Source organism: Chitinophaga niabensis (genome assembly GCF_039545795.1).
GTDB classification, from domain to species: Bacteria; Bacteroidota; Bacteroidia; order Chitinophagales; family Chitinophagaceae; genus Chitinophaga; species Chitinophaga niabensis_B.
The window spans coordinates 1,297,333-1,317,856 of record NZ_CP154260.1 but is presented as its reverse complement, the minus strand read 5'-3'; the positions used below and the strand labels follow the sequence as shown (position 1 = coordinate 1,317,856).

Sequence of the window (20,524 nt, the reverse complement as noted above, 5' to 3'; positions counted from 1 at the left end):
ATCATGATGAAACCAATAATATGCCTGGCCACTATTATGATCGTAATGATATGCTCCTGTAAGAAAGCACATTATGAATGGGAGAACTATCAATACACCGCAGTGCCCACCGTAAAGATCGATACAACTAAATCTGCCCTCCCTACTTTTCAGAATGCAAAGGTGGTGTTCTTTAATCTCAATGATCCCAACCTGGCGAATGAACAATTTGCATTTGAACTGAACTGGGAAGGTTTTGGCAGAGAAGAAGTGAGCTCTATAGAAGTCTATGCCAGCTTCAATAAAGCGGAAGCCAGCGTACCGGCCTATCCCCTGGTGATCTCTTACCCTGGCAACCTGTATCCTAACATTGCGCAATTCCCTTTACCCAGCATTGTAGGAGCAGGCGATATACTGCATGAAACAGTGACCAGCTTCCCGAAAAGCTATTCCTTTACTGCAGCACAGCTGGCCGCCATTACCCATGTAAACCTGGCGAATGTGGCAATAAATGACTATTTTCTTTTTAAATTCATCCTCAACCTGAAGGATGGCCGCAGGATAGTAACCTTTTTCAATAACATAGCCGATGAAGCCCGTGGAGAACCTGGTGATTGCCGCACAGGCGCCAGGTTTAAGAGAGCTTAAAAAATACAATAAATTCTTATGATGTATAAATTCTATCGCATGTTGATCCTGTTGTTACTCATGGTAACAATAGCCTGGGCACAAACCGTTCCCTCTCCCAAAGAGCACTTCGGGTTTAATATCGGGGACGATTACAAACTAGCCACCTACACACAAACAGAAGCATACTTTAAAAAACTCGCTGCTTCCGGCCGTACCAAACTGGTAGACATTGGTTTAACCGAAGAAGGAAGGCATCAGTATATGCTGATCATTTCAGACCCGGAGAACCTTTCCAAACTGGAGCGCTACAGGGAGATCTCTCAAAAGCTGGCACATGCGGAAGGATTAACGGATGAGGATGCACGCAACCTCGCTGCCGAAGGGAAAGCAGTGGTATGGATAGATGGCGGCCTGCATGCAACAGAAGTAGTAGGCACCCATCAGCTGATCGAAAGCATGTATCAGCTGGTAAGCCGCAACGACCAGGAAACAAAAGACATCCTGAAGAACGTGATCATCCTGATGGCACATGCTAACCCTGACGGGCAGGAGATTGTATCCAACTGGTACATGCGGGAAAATGATGTAAAGAAACGTGCACTGAACATCCCGAAGGTGTATAACAAATACGTGGGCCATGATAACAACCGGGATTTTTATATGATGAATATGAAAGAGAGCCGGAACATCAGCCGGCAGTTATTTGTAGAGTGGATCCCTCAGATCATGTACAACCACCATCAGCGTGGCCCCGCAGGTTCCGTTCTGGCAGGCCCTCCCTATCGTGACCCTTTCAACTATGTGTTTGATCCCCTGATCATGACCACTACGGATGCAGTAGGTGCCGCCATGAATAACAGGCTGAACGTGGAAGGCAAACCCGGTTATACAGAACGGGAAGGCTCCCAGTTCTCTACCTGGTGGAATGGCGGATTACGTACAACGCCCTACTTTCATAATATGGTGGGCATTCTAACGGAGATCATTGGCGGCCCTACCCCGGAAAATGTTCCGCTGGTACCGGAAAGACTGATCCCCAAAGGCTCCACTCCTAACCCGGTTGTTCCACAGGTATGGCATTTCCGTCAGTCCATCGATTATTGCATATCCCTCAACTATGCCGTACTGGACTATGCAGCCCGTTATCGCAGCAGCCTGTTGTATAACATTTATAAGATGGGTAAGAACGGAATAGAACGTGGCAGCAAAGATAACTGGACCTTCTATCCTAAATATGCGGATATGATCAAAGCCTCCAACAAGGCGGCAGACAGCAGCAAAACAGAATCAGCGACCGGTGAAGGAGGTGAAAGTGAATTCTCTTTTGGACGGGAAGATACCACCAGCACTAAATTCTTTGATGCTGTACTTAAGAATCCTTTATACCGCGATGCCCGTGGTTATGTGATCCCGGCGGACCAGGCAGATTTTCCAACGGCAGTGAAATTTATCAATGCACTCAGCCGCTCAGGAATTACCATACATAAAGCCACCGCTGCCTTTATCATTGGCGGGAAAAATTATCCTGCAGGCTCTTACATAGTGAAAACCGCACAGGCTTTCCGCCCACACGTGATCGATATGTTTGAACCACAGGACCATCCGAATGATTTTGCTTATGCAGGAGGCCCTCCCATCCGCCCTTACGATGCAGCGGGATGGACACTCGCCTTTCAGATGGGCGTTCAGTTTGACCGCCTGTTGGATAACTTTAACGGCCCGTTTGTACAGTTGCCTTATGGTCAGATCGAAACACCACCTCAACAAACTATCGTGGCAGCAAAAGCAGGTTACCTCATCAGCCCAAAGATCAATAATGCATTCCTGGCGGTAAATGACCTGCTGAAAGCCGGTTTAAAAGTATTCCGTGTAACCACTGCCGCAGGAGCTTTTTATGTTCCCGCATCTGCCAAAGCGCAATCCATCTTACAACAAAACAATATAGTAGTGAGCAACCTTGCCCAAAAACCAGATGGCCTCAGCCCCATATCTTCCATGCGCATTGCCATCTGCGATAACTATGGCGGCTCTATGCCTGCCGGCTGGACGAGATGGTTGTTTGAACAGTTCAATTTCTCTTATGAAATGATCTATCCTAAAACAATAGATTCCGGTGAATTGCGTAAGAAATTCGACATGATCATTTTCACTTCTGGCGCAATCCCCGATACAGGAAAACCAAGAGCAGGTGCAGCGAGAGGAAGAGGCGGCGCACAACCCAAAGCAGCAGACATCCCTGCTGAATACCGCCCCTGGTTGGGCCGCATCAATGCAGATACTTCTATCCCGCAATTGAAAAAATTCCTGGAAGAAGGTGGTCAGATCGTTACCATCGGATCCAGCACCAATCTCGTTTATCATCTGAAACTTCCGGTAACCAATGCACTAACAGAGAAAGGGCGCCCTTTGGCCAACACTAAATACTACATCCCCGGCAGCCTGCTGATAGCAGACCTGGACACAACAGCCCCGGCCAACTATGGTATGCCTGCAAAGAACGATGTGTATTTCGATCGCAGTCCTGTATTTAAATTTACAGACAGCACAAACCTGCAAAAGCTGATGTGGTTCTCTTCAGAAACACCCTTACACAGCGGATGGGCCTGGGGTCAAAAATACCTGAAGGATGGCGTAGCTGCTTTTGTAGCACCCGTAGGAAAAGGAAAACTGTACGTATTTGGTCCTGAGATCACTTTCCGCGCGCAATCACACGGCACATTTAAGTTATTGTTCAATCAACTGTATCAAACGAAATAATTGCTGCATGAAAAATAAATTCCCCCTGCTGCTTGCTGCGGTGTTGCTATTGAATAGCGCAACAGGCTTTGCTCAAAAAGTACCTTCACCCAAAGAACATTTTGGCTTCAACATCGGAGATGATTATCAGCTGGCTAATTACACACAAACAGAAGCTTATTTTAAGAAACTCGAAGTTTCAGATCGTGTAAAGCTGGTGGATATTGGTTTAACGGAAGAAGGAAGGCATCAGTATATGATCATTGTTTCCTCTCCAAAAAACATAAAGGAACTGGACAAGTACAAATCCATCTCTCAGCAGCTCGCACATGCAGAAGGGCTGACAGACGAGCAGGCCCGTTCATTGGCAGAAACGGGAAAAGCAGTGGTATGGATAGACGGCGGCCTGCATGCAACAGAAGTAGTGGGTACACATCAGCTGATCGAAACAGCCTATCAGCTGATCTCCCGTACAGATGCAGAAACTATGCGCATCCTGGATAATGTGATCATCCTTTTCACACATGCCAACCCCGACGGGCAGGAACTGGTATCCAACTGGTATATGCGGAACAGTGATCCTTTAAAACGGTCTACCGATCTGTTACCTGTGTTATATGAAAAGTACGCAGGGCATGATAACAACCGGGACTTCTATATGATGAACCTGAAAGAAAGCACCAACATGGGTAAACAATTGTACATAGAGTGGATCCCGCAGATCATGTACAACCATCACCAGCGTGGCCCGGAAGGTTCAGTACTGGCTGGTCCTCCCTACCGTGACCCATTCAGTTTCTTCTTTGATCCGTTATTGGTGACCGGCATCGATGCATTAGGCGCCGCCATGATCAACCGTTTGAATGCGGAGAATAAACCCGGCTTCACACGCCTGAACGGCTCCAGTTTTTCCACCTGGTATAATGGTGGTTTGCGCACTACCTCTCAGTTCCATAACCAGATAGGTTTGCTGACAGAGATCATTGGCAATCCTACACCGGAGAAAATACCCGTAGTACCACAAAGGCTCATCCCTAACGGTGCAACACCTTTCCCCGTATTACCTAATGACGACTGGCGTTTCCAGCGCTCTATCGATTATTCCGTGTCCCTCAATTATGCGATACTCAATTATGCAGCAAGGCAGCGGGATGAAGTATTGTTCAATATCTACAAGATGGGAAAGAACGCCATTGAGCGTGGCAGCAAAGATACCTGGACGCTTTCTCCCAAAACTTCTGATTCTATTACACAGGCTTTCAGAAGAGACCAGGATGCGAAAGGTGTTAAACGGCCGGAAGATGATGGCTCAGATCCTTACGGCTGGAGAAGAAGAGGTAATAATATACCCCAGAGCTTTTACGATGGAGTACTAAAGAATCCTGCTAACCGGGATGCACGGGGTTACATTATTCCGGCTGATCAACCAGATTTCGGCACAGCAGTGAAGTTCATCAACACACTGGTTAAAACAGGCATTGCTATTGAGAAGGCAACTGCTCCTTTTACAGTTGCAGGCAAACAATATCCTGCAGGGTCCTACATCGTAAAAGCTGCACAGGCATTCCGCCCTCATGTATTGGATATGTTTGAACCACAAGACCATCCAAACGATTTCCAATATCCCGGTGGCCCTCCTATCCGTCCATATGATGCAGCCGGCTGGACACTCGCTTTCCAGATGGGTGTGAAATTTGACCGTATTATGGATGGCTTTGAAGGTCCTTTTCAAAAATTGCCTTATGGTGAATTACAATCTCCGCCAAAACAAACCATCGCTGCCAATGCAGGTGCAGGATATTTATTAAGTCCGCATGAGAACAATGCTTTCCTTGCTGTGAACGATCTGCTGAAAGCAGGCGTGAAAGTGTTCCGTATGACAGCAGGCAGTGCCGGCATAGCACAGGGAACATTCTTTGTACCGGCAGGCGCCAAAGCAAAAGAGGTACTGCAGGAAGTGGGATTAAAAGCCACCCCGGCTAAAAAGCGCCCGGCTAATACCATCAGCGTGAACCAGATGCGCATTGCATTATGGGATACATATGGAGGTTCCATGCCTTCCGGCTGGATGCGCTTTATCATGGAGCAATTCCATTTCCCTTATACCCTCATCTATCCGAAAGATATTGATGCGGGTAATCTGAACAGCAAGTATGATGTGATCATCTTCCCTACACGCGCTATCCCCGCACTGGCCGGCCGTGAAAACCCTGCAGGCAATAGCGGCTTTACCCCGCGTGAACCAAAAGAAGAAGAAACACCTGCGCAATACCGTGCTTTCATTGGTAAGATCACTCCGGAGAAATCAATACCGGAACTGCAAAAATTCCTGGAAGCAGGGGGGTCTGTTGTTACCATCGGTTCCAGTACCAGCCTGGCTTATCATCTCAAATTACCAGTGAGCAATTACCTGGTGGAAAAAGATAAGGAAGGAAAAGAACGTCCGCTGCCCGGTACTAAATATTTTGTACCAGGCAGTATCCTCCATGTATCCATTGATAGCACATTGGCAGATACCTGGGGCATGCCGGCTGAAGGCAATGTGAACTTTGATAACAGCCCTGTATTTAAGCTGGAAGCTGATGCTGCCGGCAAAGGCATCAAACCCATTGCATGGTTCTCTACTGATCATCCTTTACGAAGTGGCTGGGCTTTCGGGCAGGCCTATCTGAAAGATGGTGTGGCAGCATTCATAGCACCAGTGGGGAATGGTAAGCTATATGCATTTGGACCGGAGATAACTTTCCGAGGACAGTCGCACAGCACTTTTAAATTACTGTTCAATGGTTTGTATAACCTGGGCATGAAATCGTCATTGTCTAACGACAAGAAGTAGTTAGCGTTTCAATCAACTAGTGGTAAGTGAGCGGAGCCTTTGGGCTTCGCTTCTTTTTTGAAATAGGTACAAACCAATTTTTATTTCTTAATTTACCCCCGGATCAACCAACATGCAGGACCGGGCCCTTATTGAAAATGAAACATTACACCTTGTGGCTACAGGAGACAGGGCGGCATTTAACAGCCTCCTGCACGCATATTGGAATAAAGTCTACACCCTCGCCCACACCTATCTCCGCTCTCCGGAAGATGCCCAGGAAGTAACACAGGATGTTTTTCTCAAGGTCTGGCAGGCCCGGCAACAGTTAACAGGTATTCAGAATTTTAACGGCTGGCTCTTTGTACTCACGCGTAACGAGATCCTTTCTGCATTAAGAAAAAGAAAAGTACGCCCCGTGATTTCAGCAGAACCGGGAGAAAAAGAAGAAGATACCATCCTTCCTGATCACCCCTTGCTGTATAAAGAGGCCAGTGCCATCATAGCCACTGCCATTAATGCCCTGCCCCCGATACGCAAAAGGGTGTTCACACTTAGCAGAATGGAGGGAAAGAGTTATGAAGAAATTGCCGCCCTCCTCCAGATCTCCCGCAACGGGGTGAAAGATCATATTGTAAAAGCCCTCCATTTTCTCCGGAATTACCTGCGTGAACATGCCGGAGACGCGCTGCTGCTCATTCTTCTCTTCATTCAGCAGCACATCAGAAAATAATTTTCGTACCGGACTACCCTACCCTCTTTTTCATGCGTCTCTTATATTATGAACGGATCCCGATTCAGCGTTTTGCTGGAATTATATATTACTGCGCAATTATCCCGGGAGGAAAAAGCCGAATTCCTTCAGATGCTGGACAGCGGGCTTTACAACGCCCAGCTTGAAAAAGCGATGGAAGAAGACTGGCATACCGGCAGGTACGAACAGGAGGAAGATCTTCAGTTGCGTTCCCTGATCACGGAGCAGGTAAATAAAACCATAGACAGTAAGCCCATTCGCCGCCTGCCATTCCTTCAAAGACCATGGCTGCGGTATGCCGCTGTTTTCATACTCCTCTGCAGTATAGGTACTTACATCTGGCGTTCGCAACCTGCTGAAAGTACAAAGGTGGCAGATATTGCACCCGGTGGTACCAAAGCGATGCTCACACTGGCAAACGGTACAGTAATAGCACTGGACAGTACCGGCCATCAAAGCATACAACAGGGAAAAACGGCTGTGATGCAGCAAGGCGGGCAATTACAATATGATGCCCGGGAAGTTGAAAATGAAATGCACTACAATACACTCACAACACCACGTGGCGGCCAGTTCCGGATCGTTCTGCCGGATGGCAGTAAAGTATGGCTGAATGCAGCCTCTTCCATCCGCTACCCTACTGCCTTTGCAGGAAAAGAAAGATTAGTGGAGATCACAGGAGAAGCTTACTTCGAAGTAACCCGTAATGAGAACATGCCCTTTCTGGTAAAAATGCAGAAGGGCAATACAGTAGAAGTGCTGGGCACACATTTCAACGTTAATACTTACCCGGACGAACCCAAAATACAAACCACATTACTGGAAGGCGCAGTTCGCGTCAGCAATGCCACCGGCCGGTTTATATTATCTCCCGGCCAGCAAGCGCAGGTAACAGCAGACAATAACATCAGGATAGTACAAGCAAAGAACATGGCACAGGTAACAGCATGGAAAGACGGGCTTTTCAATTTTGAAGATGCTTCGCTGGATGATGTGATGCGCCAGCTTTCCCGCTGGTATGATATTGAAGTAGTGTATGAAAAAGGCGTACCGGACATTGGTTTCGGCGGTAAGATGGAAAGAGACCTCTCGCTTACCCATGTACTTGGTATTCTTGAAAGAGCGGAAGTACATTTCAAACTGGAGCAAGGCAGAAAACTGATCGTTACACCATAGCAGAACCAACCATTAAATAATAACACAAGCCTGTTCATGTAAAAAACCGCTCCGGCTTAGGACCCGGAACGGTTGGATGATGACAAGCTTTTGAGACAATCAATTTGGAGATCAATTGTTTATTCACTTATCAACCAATGCAAAGCTATGCAAAAAACAGCTATTTGTAATCGCATGCCCATGTCCGCAACGGAAGCGTTTTTGAACCTGCACCCGGACAGGCATGGAACCAAAATCAGGCTGTTCAGCCGCCTTTACCGGAAAGTGGTGCCCTGGCACATGAACAGCAACACAATTGTGAATGCAATGAAACTGACCTTCCTGCTGCTGCTCGCAGCATTCCTTAGTGTACATGCTTCCGTTCGGTCGCAAACAGTTACGTTCACCGGCCAGCGGGTGAACCTGGTGAAAGTTTTTTCTGTGATAGAAGAACAAACCGGCTATGTGATCTTCTACAACCGTGATCTGCTGAAAGCAGTAAAACCGGTGACCGTGAATGCACAGGCCATGCCCTTGGATGCATTCCTCAAACAGGTCCTTGGGCCACAAGCCTTAAAATTTAATCTGACTAATAAGACCATCTCCGTTTTCAGGAACCCTGAGCCACTGTCTCCCCTGAGTGAACAGATCCTGCACGTGGAAAAAATGGCAAAAGACCTGAAAGGCCAGGTGCTGGATATGGAAGGCCATCCCGTTCCCGGCGCCACCATTGCCGTAAGGAACACCACCATAGCCACTTCTGCCAATGCAGATGGCAACTTCGTTTTACAGGGTGTGCCGGATGATGTTACCATTATTATTTCTGCTGTTGGATTTACACCTACAGAGATCGGTTTCCGCGATGGCATGCCTTATGCAAAAGGGAAGGCAGCAGAACTCAGCAATCGTGGTGATGGTGGCTGGCTGATCCGCATCGCTAAATCGAATATCAAACTGAATGAAGTGCAGATCACTGCCTATAATATTGAGAAACGTACAAAAGAATTAGGCTACTCCATCGCTAAGGTCAGTGGCGAAGAGATCAACAAAGCCAACTCCGGTAACCTGCTCACAGGGCTGATCGGAAAAGTATCCGGCATGACCATCACTACGCAGAGTTCAGATATGACGCCGGAAATGCGCATCCTTGTAAGAGGTATCCGCTCCTTTGGTGCCAACAGCAATAACCAGCCGATGTTCATCCTCAATGGCGCTCCATTATCTTTTGGAACAGATCAAACGGCTGCGCAGCAGGTGATGGCCTTTATCAATAACATCAACCCTGCGGACATTGATAACGTAACCGTATTGAAAGGTGCCAATGGTACAGCCCTGTATGGGCCGGAAGGGATCAATGGCGTGATCATCATCACTACCAAAAGAGGCGCTGCAGGCAAACCTTCCATCAACTTCCGCAACAATACTTCCTTTCAGCGTATCGATTACCGGCAGGAAAGAAGACAACGGGCCTTTGGCAGCGGGTCCGGTGTGATGGATGCTTTTGGGAATGGCTTATTTGATTCCAGATCCAATTACGGATGGGGCCCTGCCTATGACGACAGCATGGTGCCCATTGGTTACCCGGATGAAAATGGCGAATGGCAAATGGTGCCTTACCAGGATACAAAGCAGGCACGCAGATTTATGAATGTAGCTAAAACTGTCAGGAATAATCTCTCCTTCTCTTCTTCCGATGCACGTTCTTCCTTTTACCTTGGCCTTGGCCAGACTTTTCAAACAGGCCTGCTGCCGGGTGATAAGCAACAGCAGCAAACGGTATTGCTCAACACCAGCAGAAATTTTGGTGTAGTAGATATCCGCATGAACATCAACTATGCACGCAGCACTGATGACCGTGGACCGGAAATTGCTGATGCTGTACGTAACCTTCCTACTTATATCCCTATACTGAGATACAAAGACTACAGGAATGACCATTGGTCCCATCATGATCGTTACTGGAATTACATCAGTCCCTATGAAATGATCGACAACATCCGCTCCAAATCAACTACCAATGCGATTTCCGGCAACCTGATCTTTGAGATCAAACCATTTACCTGGCTGAATATCCGCGATCAGCCGGGAATGAATTATAACGGTGTATATAGGAAAGCAACCAATGCACCCATCTATTTTTCCGATTTCGCGGCGCAGGATTATAACAAAATATATGACAAGTATGCGACTGTAGGAGAAGATATGCTGGTGGCCACTTCTATCAATAACGACTTCGTGATCTCTACCATTCATCATCCCGGTAATTTTCTCATCCGCACCAATGTGGGCAACACCATCCGGGAAAACTATTCAAAGAATTTAAAAGCCGGAGCATCCCTGGTAATTCCTGTATACAATCTTGCCTTCTCCCAGTTTTCAATAAACCCTACTGAAGTAGCCGTGCTATCAAGGTCCTGGTCGCTGTTCGGAAATGTGCTGGTGGGATATAAGGACAGGATCTTTCTTGAACTCACCGGCCGTAATGAGTGGGATTCCAAACGGGCCAAAGTAGCCAGGGGACAGGATATGTATTTTGGTGCCAACACTTCCGCTGTGATGACGGAAATCTTTCCCGTGATGAAAGAATGGAAATGGCTGACCACTGCACGCCTCCGCGCATCTGTGGCACAATCTGCCAACATGAACATTTCACCTTACCAGTCTGAACGCACATTGGGGCTGATCAATCCTCCTTATCCCGTAGTGAATAATACCACCGGCGATTACCTGCTGGGTTATGTGTTTTATCCCGATAATCCTAACCCTCTCCTGAAGCCGGAAAGAGTGATATCACAGGAGTATGGCGGGAATTTCTCTTTCCTGAACGACCGTATCATACTGGATGCCACCTACTATTATCAACGCAATAATTCCGTGATCCTGGGTGTAAACAATTCATGGCTGAGCGGTTATCCCAGTATTGATAATGCAGGGGATTTCCAGAACAACGGATGGGAAGTTGATTTGAAAGTAGATCCCATCTTCCAGTTGCCCAATAAAATGGCCCTCTCCCTGGAAACCCGCTTTGCGATCAATGACAACAAAGTACTATACCTCACAGATATATACAATGGCCTTTTCCCTGTAATGGACGGCAATGGTCAAACCTATTATGCTGAGGAAGGTAAACATGCCTTCTCTTATGCATTCCGCGACTGGAAACGTGATCCGCAGGGAAGAGTGATCGTGGACAAGGTTACCGGATTGCCGGAATCTCAGGGGTATGATGAATTCTCCTTACGCGGAAGGACCCTGCCCAAATATTCCCTTTCCTTTGGCCTGAATTTTACCTGGAAGAATTTCACAGCCAGTGTATTGATGGATTACCTGGGTGGTTACGATCATAAGTTCAGCACGGACATAGGGCTCTATACCGGCCTGCATACCCTCACCACCCTCAATGGAAGGGAACGGTTTGTATTCCCTAATTCTTCTTATGATGATGGTTCCGGGAAATATGTGCCCAATACAGACGTAGTAGTAAGTAATGCAAACCAGGAACTATTTGCAAGGTTCTCACAGGTGAGTATGCATGGTTTCACGAGTGCAGCTTTCTGGAAAGTAAGGGAAGTTACTTTTCAATATCAGCTTCCTTTCAAAAGGGGCATTCTCAAAGAAGCTACCTGCAGCTTATATGGCAGGGACCTCTTTTCCTTCTATCCCCGCTCCAATATCAACGGAGACCCTGGTTTGGTCAAGGGCCCCGGCCAGCGCGACTTCTCCACGGTTTCCAACAATCTCACCGGAGGGAGTTCTGATCAGACCGCACTGCCCGGAACAGTATTATATGGTTTCACCCTTGGCCTTAAATTTTAAAAATGATAACGATGCGTTTTTCAAATAAGATATTACCATTACTCCTCTGCCTGCCTTTGCTGATAACAGGCTGCAAAAAAGGATGGCTGGATGTGAACTATAATCCAAGGGACCTTACCAATACAGATGCCACACCAGACCTGATAACAGCACCTCTCCTGGAACGTGCAGTGGCCACACAGGACACAAGATTCCTGCAAAACTGGATGGGCTATTGGGCCTATTACCATTTCCCGGCCGGGCACCCCATACAAACATACGACCGCATACAGTTGAGTTCGGAAACTTACAACGGCAGTATTCCTCCTGAGCTTACCTTTCTTGAAACAAGGTCACGTGAATTAAAGATGACATTCTATACCGGTATTGCCAAAGTACTAAAAGTGTTACATTTCCAGCGTACTGTTGATATAGTGAGCAGCATGCCTTACAGGGATGCCTTTAATGCTGCCATCCTGCAACCAAGGTATGATGATGGGCTGATGATCTATGAAGACCTGATGCGCCAGCTGGATACAGCTTCCAACCTGATCAGGGATGCCAAATCAGCGGATAATATAAAGATCAGCACCGTAGACATCATGTTCCATGGAGATCAGGCCAAGTGGCTCAAATTCATCAATACTATAAAACTGCGCTTACTGGTACACCAGGCTAACCGTACAGACCGTGCTGCATATATTGCCGCTGAAATAGCTAAGATCAAAACAGAAGGCTCGGGCTTTCTTGAAAGCGGGCAGGATGCATCCGTTAATCCCGGATATATCATTAATAGAAAACTATCTTATTACTATGGCTGTTTTTCCAGTCATAATCAATGGGGTGGCGGGGATTTCAATGCGGTGACGCAAGTGGGTTCCTGGGATTGGGCACATGCGAATGTATTTGCCATGAACCTGCTGAAAGAAAATAACGATCCCCGGCTGGGATTCTTTTACAGCACCATAGATATGCCCTTGCCTGCCGGTGCACCGGAACCATTTCCTCAACCCGGTTCACAGAACTTCAGGGGAAATAAGTTCGGCATATATGTAAACAGCGGCACCTACCCTTACCAGGGTGGCGCATATGTTTCGGCTGTTGGCGGCTCCCGGAATACGGATGTGGTGAAACCAACTGCCAGCGGCATCATCAAAGGAAGAGACATGGCAGACTGGGTAATGACCAGTATTGAAAGTAAATTCCTGCAGGCCGAAGCTGTACAACGCGGATGGCTGCCCGGTGATGCAGAAGAAGCTTATAAAGATGCCGTAAAAGAATCTTTCCGCTGGTTGAATGTGGGTGGTAACACAGCTGTACCCTCTTTATCAGATGCGGTATTTGACACCTGGTACAATGCAGAAACCCTTGCAGGAAATATAAATGTAAGCTGGGCCGCAGCACCGGATAAATACAAACTGCTGATGTTCCAGAAATACATGGCCTTCAACGGCATTGAACCAATGGAAGCATGGACGGATTACCGCCGCAATGGCCGCTATCCTGATGTTCCCGTTTCCGCTGATCCTGCCCGTGTAGGCAATACCGTTCCCTTCCGCCTGATGTACCACAGTAACGAATACATCGTTAATGCCGCCAATGTAAATGCGGTAGGGCCAGTCAACGTATTCACCAGCAAAATATGGTGGATGCCTTAATCAATTTCCTGATCTCAACAATGCAACACATGAAACATACTCCTTCCGCCCTTTTATTAATCTTCCTCTTATCAGGTTGCCTGAAAAATAATGTAGTGCTTGATTATAGCGGCATTCAGCCTATTGTACTGATACCTGATTCCAACTGGCCCGCGCGGGGATCCAGCGCCACGCCTCTGACAGATAGTATAAAAGGCACCACCCTCCTAAACCTCTATGCAAAAGTATCCTACGTTAATGCGCTGGATAAAAATGTACTGGTAAAATTTGTGCCGGACAATGATCTGATAACAGCTTACAATGCACAATGGGGAACGGATTACAAATTACTGCCAGACAGTTGCTACACGGTGAACAGCCTGGAATTAACCATTCCTGCAGGCACCAAACAGGCGTCATTACCTGTAACGCTGATCCCTTCAAAGATCAACGGGCAGTATGACTACATCCTGGCTTACACTATTTCCCAGGCAGGTACAAGCACCATTGCCTCGAATTTTAAGAGTATGATCTTTACGTTGAAAGGCCAGTAAAAAAAAGAAAAGCCGTCTTCTATATACGGAAGACGGCTTTTATCAATATCCTGTAATGATCGTTGTAACACTGGCCGGTGCTATATCAATTGCTCCGGCCATTACTTTTTGTTTCTGCAGCTTACTGGTTGAACTGGTCACATACATTTCCAGTACCCGCTTAGGTAGGATCAGTTTCTTCACAACAGGTTCTGCATTGATCAGTACCACTACGATCCGTTTACCTTTTTCCTGCTTAAATGCAGAAATCATACAGTTCGCCGGTGTATCAAAACCCGCTTCTATCCTTTTCATGCCCGGTCTCACAAACCGGCTGTAATTTCCCAATACCCAAAGCATTTTACTGTCGTAAAAGTTGCCATCCTCTTTTCCCTTATCGATGTAAATGAGCCCATCTTTATAATTGTAAGGAGAAATGGCCAGCCACCACTGCCAGGCAGCAGCATTCGCCACCGTCAGGTCTGTATGGATGGTACGGGCAACATACAAAGCAGCATGCATACCTGTATCTCTTTTCTCACCGTTTATTTCCCCGTTGTTATCTCCCAGGATGCAATATTCCGATTGCCAGTATTTCAATCCTTTTATTTCTGCCATGCGGCGGGCAATGGCCTGCCTTATTTCTACGGCGGAAGATAAGGGAGAGGTAGAGAAGTAACTATGTGCCGCCACTGTTTTGCTGACGTTGGATAAGTTGCCTGTATAAAAAGGAGAAGTTGGATTAAAAAATGCATTTACCTGGTTACCTTTTCCCGGTTTGTCTTCATCTGCCAGCAGGTATTTCACATGCCCTGCTTCGGGGATCAGGATCTTTGTGGGCAAACGATTAGCCAGTAGCGATGCACTCAATGATCTTACCACACCAGCTACCTGCCCGTTACTATATGGGTTTCCCTCCTGCCCGCCATCACTCCAGTCCCATTGCGGTTCATTGACCGGGCTTACGTAATCCAGCGTAATACCTGTACGTGATCTTATTCCTTTCACCACACCGGCAATATATTCGCCCAGTGCATCATACTTCGCCTGGTCGATATTACATTGTGCCTGGGAGGCGAATGCTTTGCCATTATTGGTAAGATGTACCGGCGGGCTGTTCAGGAATCCCAGGAACTGTTTTACGCCCCGTTCTTTTGCAGCCTGTAATAACCATACCTGGCCAGCTACTTCCTGCCAGTTATATTTACCATCCTTACCCAGCAGATTTCCGGCACGCCGCCATTCATCCCTGATACCACTTTCCCTTCCCTGCTCCCTGCTGCCTGCACCAATATTGTAACGCCACATGGAAAGGCCAATACCTTTCGGGCTGCCGTCAGGGAAATTCCCTGTGCTGAATAACAAGTCAGCAATCGCATTCTTTTTAGCCGCTGGCCATGTTCCTACAAACTGGCCGGACCATGCATCGGATGCCGCGAAATTCTCTATCACCTGGTATTCTTTCGCCGGATCTAAGATCACTTTTACCTGGCCGGATATGCTGTTATACAGCAGCATACCGGCCAGGGATAAAATTTTAGTAGCCTTCATTCTGGGTTATCTTATTATTAGACGCCTGTATCTCTGCCCTTGGAATAGGAAGCCAGTAATGCTTCGTTTGAAAGAGCCTGCCTGTTAGTGCAACTTTACGTGTATACGTAAAGGTATTGCCATTTTTAACAACATCTATACCGTAAGCAGGTACATTCTCTGTTACATCGGCAATCTTCCAGCGGCGTACATCATAAAAACGATGCTCTTCAAAAGCAAGCTCTACCCTTCTTTCATTCCGGATGCGTGTACGCATCTCTGCCTGTGAAAGCCCGGCAGGTAAAGGAGGCATGCCCACACTCTGTCTTTGCCTTACCCTGTTCACGGCATCGTACACTGTTGCATCAGGACCAACGGCTTCATTCTGTGCTTCCGCATAGTTGAGCAGCACTTCCGCAAAACGCATGTAGATCCAGGGTTGGAAACCTGCCACATCCCATGGGTTATTGATCGGATAAGCATCATTCTGAAACTTCTTTGTATAATAACCTGTTTTGGAAGTATTCCAGTTCTCGTTACCATCTTTACTATCCCTCCCGCCCGGTACAAAAGTTTCTACAACACGTCCTCTGTGATTCGCCGTATTATATAGGATGGAAGCAGCGAGGCGCGGATCCCTGTTTACATATGGATTTTGCGGATCATAACCGGATGTGGGATCAGTGATGAATTTACCGGAACTCGTTTCATAATCATCCACCAGGTTCTGCAGAGGCGTATTACCACCCCATGCACCATAACCGTTTGGTGAGGATGCTATTTCAAGCGGGAAGTGAGAAGCATTTTTTGTATAAAGTCTTTCAAAGATGATCTCATTACTTTCCGGTGTGAGGAACAGGTTGGCATAACCACCGGTATGCAAACTGTAACGGTTTAAGTCTATCACTGCTTTGGCAGCGGCTGCAGCGGCTGCCCAGGTACCTGCGTTATACAATGGACTTGCAGCATACAGAGCCAACCTGGCTTTTAATGCCAATGCAGCACCATTAGTGGCCCTGCCCAGTTTCCAGCTATCGCTGTTGGTTGCAGGCAGGTCTGGTGCGGCTGCAGTCAGTTCTGCCAGAATATAATCTACTGTTTGTTTGATGGTAGAACGTACAAAAAGTGCAGGATCTGAAAGATTGTCTCCAAGATTATATACTTTATCTCCCATCAGTATCGCACCGCCATAATTGGTGAGCAGATCGAAGTAACGATAGGCCCTGATGAAACGTAATTCCGCTGTCAGCATTTTTTTATGTCCTTCAGAAAAGGGTACTTCACTGATATTCGTCAACGCATAGTTACATTCCCTGATGCTACGATAACTCCTTCCCCAAACTGTTCCGGCAATACCCAGGTTTTCCGGTGCCAGTTGCCCTCTTACTATCAGCCAGGTATTATCGTCATTATTATAGATGCATTCATCACTTAAAGAACTCCACATGGCCCAGGTGAAACCTCTTCCGAAACCGGGAATGTCTTCTTTGTCCTGCAACCTTGCGCCGAGGTAACGATTGGTAACAAATGCTTCGAACAAAGTAGAGTCCGCCAGCAGGAATTCCTGCGAAACCTTATCTGTTGGCTTTACCTCCAGGAAATCTTTCTGGCAGGACGCTGCCGTTGCCCAGATGGCAACTAAGCTCAGTATATATATAATGTTGTTTTTCATTGCTGGAATTTTTAAAATTAGAATCGCACGTTTACGCCAATATTCACAATACGCTGTTGCGGATAGAACTGTCCGCTGTTGCTGTTCCCTTCCGGATCATAATCTTTCACTTTGGTGAAAGTGATCAGGTTGAAAGCATTTACATATAGCCGGAGTGATTGCATCCGTAACATCCCTGCCGGGAAGTTATAACCCAGTTCAACATTTTTCAATCTTAAAAAAGAGGCATCATTCAGCCAGAAAGTATTGGGATATAATCCTCCATTTACAGAAGAAGAAGCCCTGGTATCTACTCTTGGATAAGTGCCCTGTGTGTTGGAAGGGCTCCAGCGGTTATCAGCCCAACTGCTGTAAAAATTCCCTACGGTTCCTGATTCCGGCAACACGTACTGGCTCACCCTGGACTGGCCAGCCCATACCATAGAGATGTCAAAGTTTTTATAGTCGGCATACGCTGTGATACCATAAGAGATCTCAGGAATATTTCCGTATTTGGAACGTACCTGGTCATCAGCTGTGATCTTACCGTCTTTGTTATAATCTTCATAGATCAGGTCTCCCAATTGCGCACCGGTGAGGTGAGGATTTTTATCCAGGTCCGCCTGCGTGCGGAAGATGCCGATGTTGTTATACAGGAGGTAAGTATTTAAAGGCTGACCTGTTTGCCGTTGATAAGGCAGTACGCCGGGAGCTTCATCAATGAATACGATATCACTCTTTGCGTAAGTGAAGTTTCCGGAAACGCCATAGTGGAACTTTCCTTCCCGGCGATCATAACCGAGCGTAGCTTCAATACCATTGTTATCTATCTTTCCTATATTTTCTGAAGGCACCAGCGGGTCTGCGCCAAATGGATTAACGATACCGGAAACAAAGGGAATAGATGCATTCCTTACGGCCAGGATATTAGAACGCTGCTGCCTGAAGTAAATGAACTCAAAAGAAAAATTATTGAATATGGTTCCTTCAATACCGATGTCTGTTTTCTTTGCTTCTTCCCAATGTATCGCCAGGTTGGCCAGTTTAGTGAGGTCAATACCTGGTGTGATATTAGAGCCGGATACAAATACGTTATTGAAAGAATAGTTATCAAAATACTGGAACTGCGCCACGTTATCATTCCCCAGCATACCATAGGAAGCACGAAGTTTTAAATTATTCACAAAAGCCACATTACTGAACCAGGGTTCTTTGGAGATCCGCCAGCCAACTGATGCTGCGGGGAAGGTTCCATACCTGTTGCCTTCAGGGAAAGTAGAGGAACCATCGATACGAACCTGTACTTCTGCCAGGTACTTTTCATGGTAATCATAGCCCAGTTTACCGATAAAACTTCTGCGGGTGAAGTTGTAGCTCTTACCACCATTATTCCTGTCCGTTGCCGCAGTACCTCCCTGGGATAGTTCAGGTGTAAGCACGGTAGGGAAATTCTGCCGGGAAGCACCGAATGTATCCCGTTTGAAAGTGCTTTGCTCGTAACCCGCAAATGCATTCACATTATGATCCCCGAATCTCTGCTGATAGTTCAGTTTAATATTGGTAGTTACCTGCGCCTGGTTCTGCTGGTTCTCATTCAGAAAAGCGGCTCCTGAAGAACCACCTACCACCCTTTTATTATAGGTGTTAGCCGTTTTATCATAACTATACAATACATAAGGGGTACCAAATGCTTTGCTGAAATTCCATGATTTATCCACGGCAAGGAATCCATCCACAGAAAGCCCCTTTACCCAGGGGAGTTGGTAACTGCCTTTCAGGATACCATTAAATACCTGAGTAGGGTTCCTGTTCAATCCGCCTGCATCCGTAGCCATCATCACGGGATTATTCCCTTCAATACCTTCTGAAGGCAAACCATTCGGATACCTGGCATTAACAGTGGAATAAGCCCTGTAAATAGAACGGAAAATATCTCCGGCGCCAGTCATGGGAAACCTGCGGTTTTCTTCCCGGCCAGAGAGATACAATCCTACTTTAAAGTCTTTGGTAATATCCGCATCAATATTAGAGCGGAAACTGTATTGGGTGTATTTGGTAGCGCCATTTTTGTACAGCCCGTCCTGCGAAAGCATGCCGGCAGAAATATAATAATGTATGTTTTCAGAACCGCCTGAAACCGCAATATTGGCCTGGTTCTGTGTGGTGGTTTTCTTCAGTGTTTCCTTTGCCCAGTCTGTATTAGGATAATTGAGCGGGTCTGAACCGTCCGCGAATTTCCTTATCTCGTCTGCACTATAATGTTGGTTCATGCCACCGCCCGGGTTATTATAATAATCTATCTCATTATTAATAGCGGCATAAGTTGCGGCATCTGCCATTTTAGGCAGGCGGGTGGGAGAAGAAAATCCCTGGTTGAAACTGGCGGAGATGGAAGGTTTGCCTGATTTCCCCCGTTTGGTGGTAACCAGAATCACCCCGTTTGCAGCACGGCTTCCATAAATAGCCGCAGAGGCATCCTTTAAGATAGACATGCTTTCAATATCATTCGGATTCAGCCTTTCCAGCCCTCCGATCTGACCCGGCACCCCATCTACCACAACGAGCACATCGTTATTCCCGGTAGTGGCCAACCCGCGGATAGTGAAATTAGAGCCATCATAGCCCGGCTCACCGCTCCGGTTATTGATCACGATACCTGAAAAACGGCCGGCCAGTGAATTGGACACATTGGCCTGAGGGCTTTTAACAATATCCGCCCCTTTGAGTACAGAGATGGAACCTGTGATCGTGGCTTTTTTCTGCGCATTATAACCTACCACCACTATTTCACCCAGGTCTGCATTCTTTGATTCCAACTGTATTAAGATACCGCTGCGTTCTTCAGGGCCCAGTACAATTTCTTTGCTGGCATAGCTCATGTGAGAACAAACAAGGGTGACCTGGCCGGTTGCGTTAAGGGAAAACTTTCCCTCCCCATCTGAAACGGCTGCCACCTTGGTTCCCTTTACTAAAATGGTAGCGCCGGGTACAGGGCCGTCAACGGACCTCACTGTACCGGAGATCTGTTGCTGCGCAAACCCCAGCAGGCTAAAAAGCTGGAAACATCCCAGGAGGAGTAACCTGAGGATAGTTTTGCGGTACGGAGATGCCACCGCATCATTGTGCAATTGTCGTGATTTTTTCATAACAGACATACGTGGTTTAAATGTGGTAAAATGTCATTGGTTGATATGAGCGCGGGTATTGTTCACTTCCCCCTTTCATGGAATTATACTGCACAAAGTAGCCTTAACAGCGGGGATGCTATGGGGGGTAAATCACTTAAAAGAGGGGGTAAACTAACAGTCC

General features: G+C 46.9%; 11 protein-coding genes. 8 read left to right on the top strand and 3 right to left on the bottom strand.

Going from position 1 to position 20,524, the window contains the following annotated elements; translation table 11 throughout:
* Positions 1-3: 3 nt before the first annotated feature.
* The 8 genes from AAHN97_RS05565 (at position 4) to AAHN97_RS05530 (ending at position 14,055) form a co-directional block, all read left to right on the top strand.
* Positions 4-627, top strand: coding sequence for a hypothetical protein (locus AAHN97_RS05565; protein WP_343306566.1), 624 nt, complete (start codon positions 4-6; stop codon positions 625-627).
* A gap of 39 nt (positions 628-666) precedes the next feature.
* On the top strand, positions 667-3,366 hold the full coding sequence (locus AAHN97_RS05560) for a M14 family metallopeptidase (RefSeq protein WP_343306565.1): 2,700 nt from the start codon (positions 667-669) through the stop codon (positions 3,364-3,366).
* 7 nt (positions 3,367-3,373) lie between these two features.
* Positions 3,374-6,181, top strand: a complete 2,808-nt coding sequence (locus tag AAHN97_RS05555; RefSeq protein ID WP_343306564.1) for a M14 family zinc carboxypeptidase — start codon at positions 3,374-3,376, stop codon at positions 6,179-6,181.
* Positions 6,182-6,293: 112 nt separating this feature from the next.
* Positions 6,294-6,893, top strand: a complete 600-nt coding sequence (locus tag AAHN97_RS05550; protein ID WP_343306563.1) for an RNA polymerase sigma factor — start codon at positions 6,294-6,296, stop codon at positions 6,891-6,893.
* A gap of 48 nt (positions 6,894-6,941) precedes the next feature.
* Positions 6,942-8,090, top strand: coding sequence for a FecR family protein (locus AAHN97_RS05545; RefSeq protein WP_343306562.1), 1,149 nt, complete (start codon positions 6,942-6,944; stop codon positions 8,088-8,090).
* A gap of 180 nt (positions 8,091-8,270) precedes the next feature.
* The gene (locus tag AAHN97_RS05540; protein WP_343306561.1) at positions 8,271-11,885 is read left to right on the top strand and encodes a SusC/RagA family TonB-linked outer membrane protein; all 3,615 of its coding nucleotides are present in this window, start codon (positions 8,271-8,273) and stop codon (positions 11,883-11,885) included.
* A gap of 11 nt (positions 11,886-11,896) precedes the next feature.
* On the top strand, positions 11,897-13,522 hold the full coding sequence (locus tag AAHN97_RS05535; protein ID WP_343306560.1) for a SusD/RagB family nutrient-binding outer membrane lipoprotein: 1,626 nt from the start codon (positions 11,897-11,899) through the stop codon (positions 13,520-13,522).
* Between the two features lie 29 nt (positions 13,523-13,551).
* The gene (locus AAHN97_RS05530) at positions 13,552-14,055 is read left to right on the top strand and encodes a DUF1735 domain-containing protein (protein WP_343306559.1); all 504 of its coding nucleotides are present in this window, start codon (positions 13,552-13,554) and stop codon (positions 14,053-14,055) included.
* A 42-nt stretch (positions 14,056-14,097) separates the two neighbouring features.
* Here the strand turns inward: AAHN97_RS05530 and AAHN97_RS05525 are convergent, their stop codons facing one another.
* Genes AAHN97_RS05525 through AAHN97_RS05515 form a run of 3 tightly spaced genes read right to left on the bottom strand, consistent with a single transcriptional unit; the run spans position 14,098 to position 20,361 of the window.
* Positions 14,098-15,585: a glycoside hydrolase gene (locus tag AAHN97_RS05525; RefSeq protein WP_343306558.1), complete on the bottom strand. Its 1,488-nt coding sequence runs from the start codon at positions 15,583-15,585 to the stop codon at positions 14,098-14,100.
* Positions 15,572-17,236 carry a RagB/SusD family nutrient uptake outer membrane protein gene (locus AAHN97_RS05520; RefSeq protein ID WP_343306557.1) on the bottom strand — a complete coding sequence of 555 codons (1,665 nt, stop codon included), beginning with the start codon at positions 17,234-17,236 and terminating at the stop codon, positions 15,572-15,574. The genes AAHN97_RS05525 and AAHN97_RS05520 overlap by 14 nt, the downstream gene beginning before the upstream one ends.
* A gap of 17 nt (positions 17,237-17,253) precedes the next feature.
* Complete coding sequence (locus tag AAHN97_RS05515) at positions 17,254-20,361, bottom strand: SusC/RagA family TonB-linked outer membrane protein (RefSeq protein ID WP_343306556.1); 3,108 nt, start codon at positions 20,359-20,361, stop codon at positions 17,254-17,256.
* Between the last annotated feature and the right edge of the window lie 163 nt (positions 20,362-20,524).

What these genes read in the sequence shown, in the direction of transcription:
- AAHN97_RS05540 (WP_343306561.1), top strand. Translation starts at nt 8,271, where the DNA reads ATGTCCGCAACGGAAGCGTTTTTGAACCTGCACCCGGACAGGCATGGA.
- AAHN97_RS05560 (WP_343306565.1), top strand. Translation starts at nt 667, where the DNA reads ATGTTGATCCTGTTGTTACTCATGGTAACAATAGCCTGGGCACAAACC.
- AAHN97_RS05530 (WP_343306559.1), top strand. Translation starts at nt 13,552, where the DNA reads ATGAAACATACTCCTTCCGCCCTTTTATTAATCTTCCTCTTATCAGGT.
- AAHN97_RS05515 (WP_343306556.1), bottom strand. Translation starts at nt 20,361, where the DNA reads ATGAAAAAATCACGACAATTGCACAATGATGCGGTGGCATCTCCGTAC.
- AAHN97_RS05555 (WP_343306564.1), top strand. Translation starts at nt 3,374, where the DNA reads ATGAAAAATAAATTCCCCCTGCTGCTTGCTGCGGTGTTGCTATTGAAT.
- AAHN97_RS05550 (WP_343306563.1), top strand. Translation starts at nt 6,294, where the DNA reads ATGCAGGACCGGGCCCTTATTGAAAATGAAACATTACACCTTGTGGCT.
- AAHN97_RS05525 (WP_343306558.1), bottom strand. Translation starts at nt 15,585, where the DNA reads ATGAAGGCTACTAAAATTTTATCCCTGGCCGGTATGCTGCTGTATAAC.
- AAHN97_RS05520 (WP_343306557.1), bottom strand. Translation starts at nt 17,236, where the DNA reads ATGAAAAACAACATTATATATATACTGAGCTTAGTTGCCATCTGGGCA.
- AAHN97_RS05545 (WP_343306562.1), top strand. Translation starts at nt 6,942, where the DNA reads ATGAACGGATCCCGATTCAGCGTTTTGCTGGAATTATATATTACTGCG.
- AAHN97_RS05565 (WP_343306566.1), top strand. Translation starts at nt 4, where the DNA reads ATGATGAAACCAATAATATGCCTGGCCACTATTATGATCGTAATGATA.
- AAHN97_RS05535 (WP_343306560.1), top strand. Translation starts at nt 11,897, where the DNA reads ATGCGTTTTTCAAATAAGATATTACCATTACTCCTCTGCCTGCCTTTG.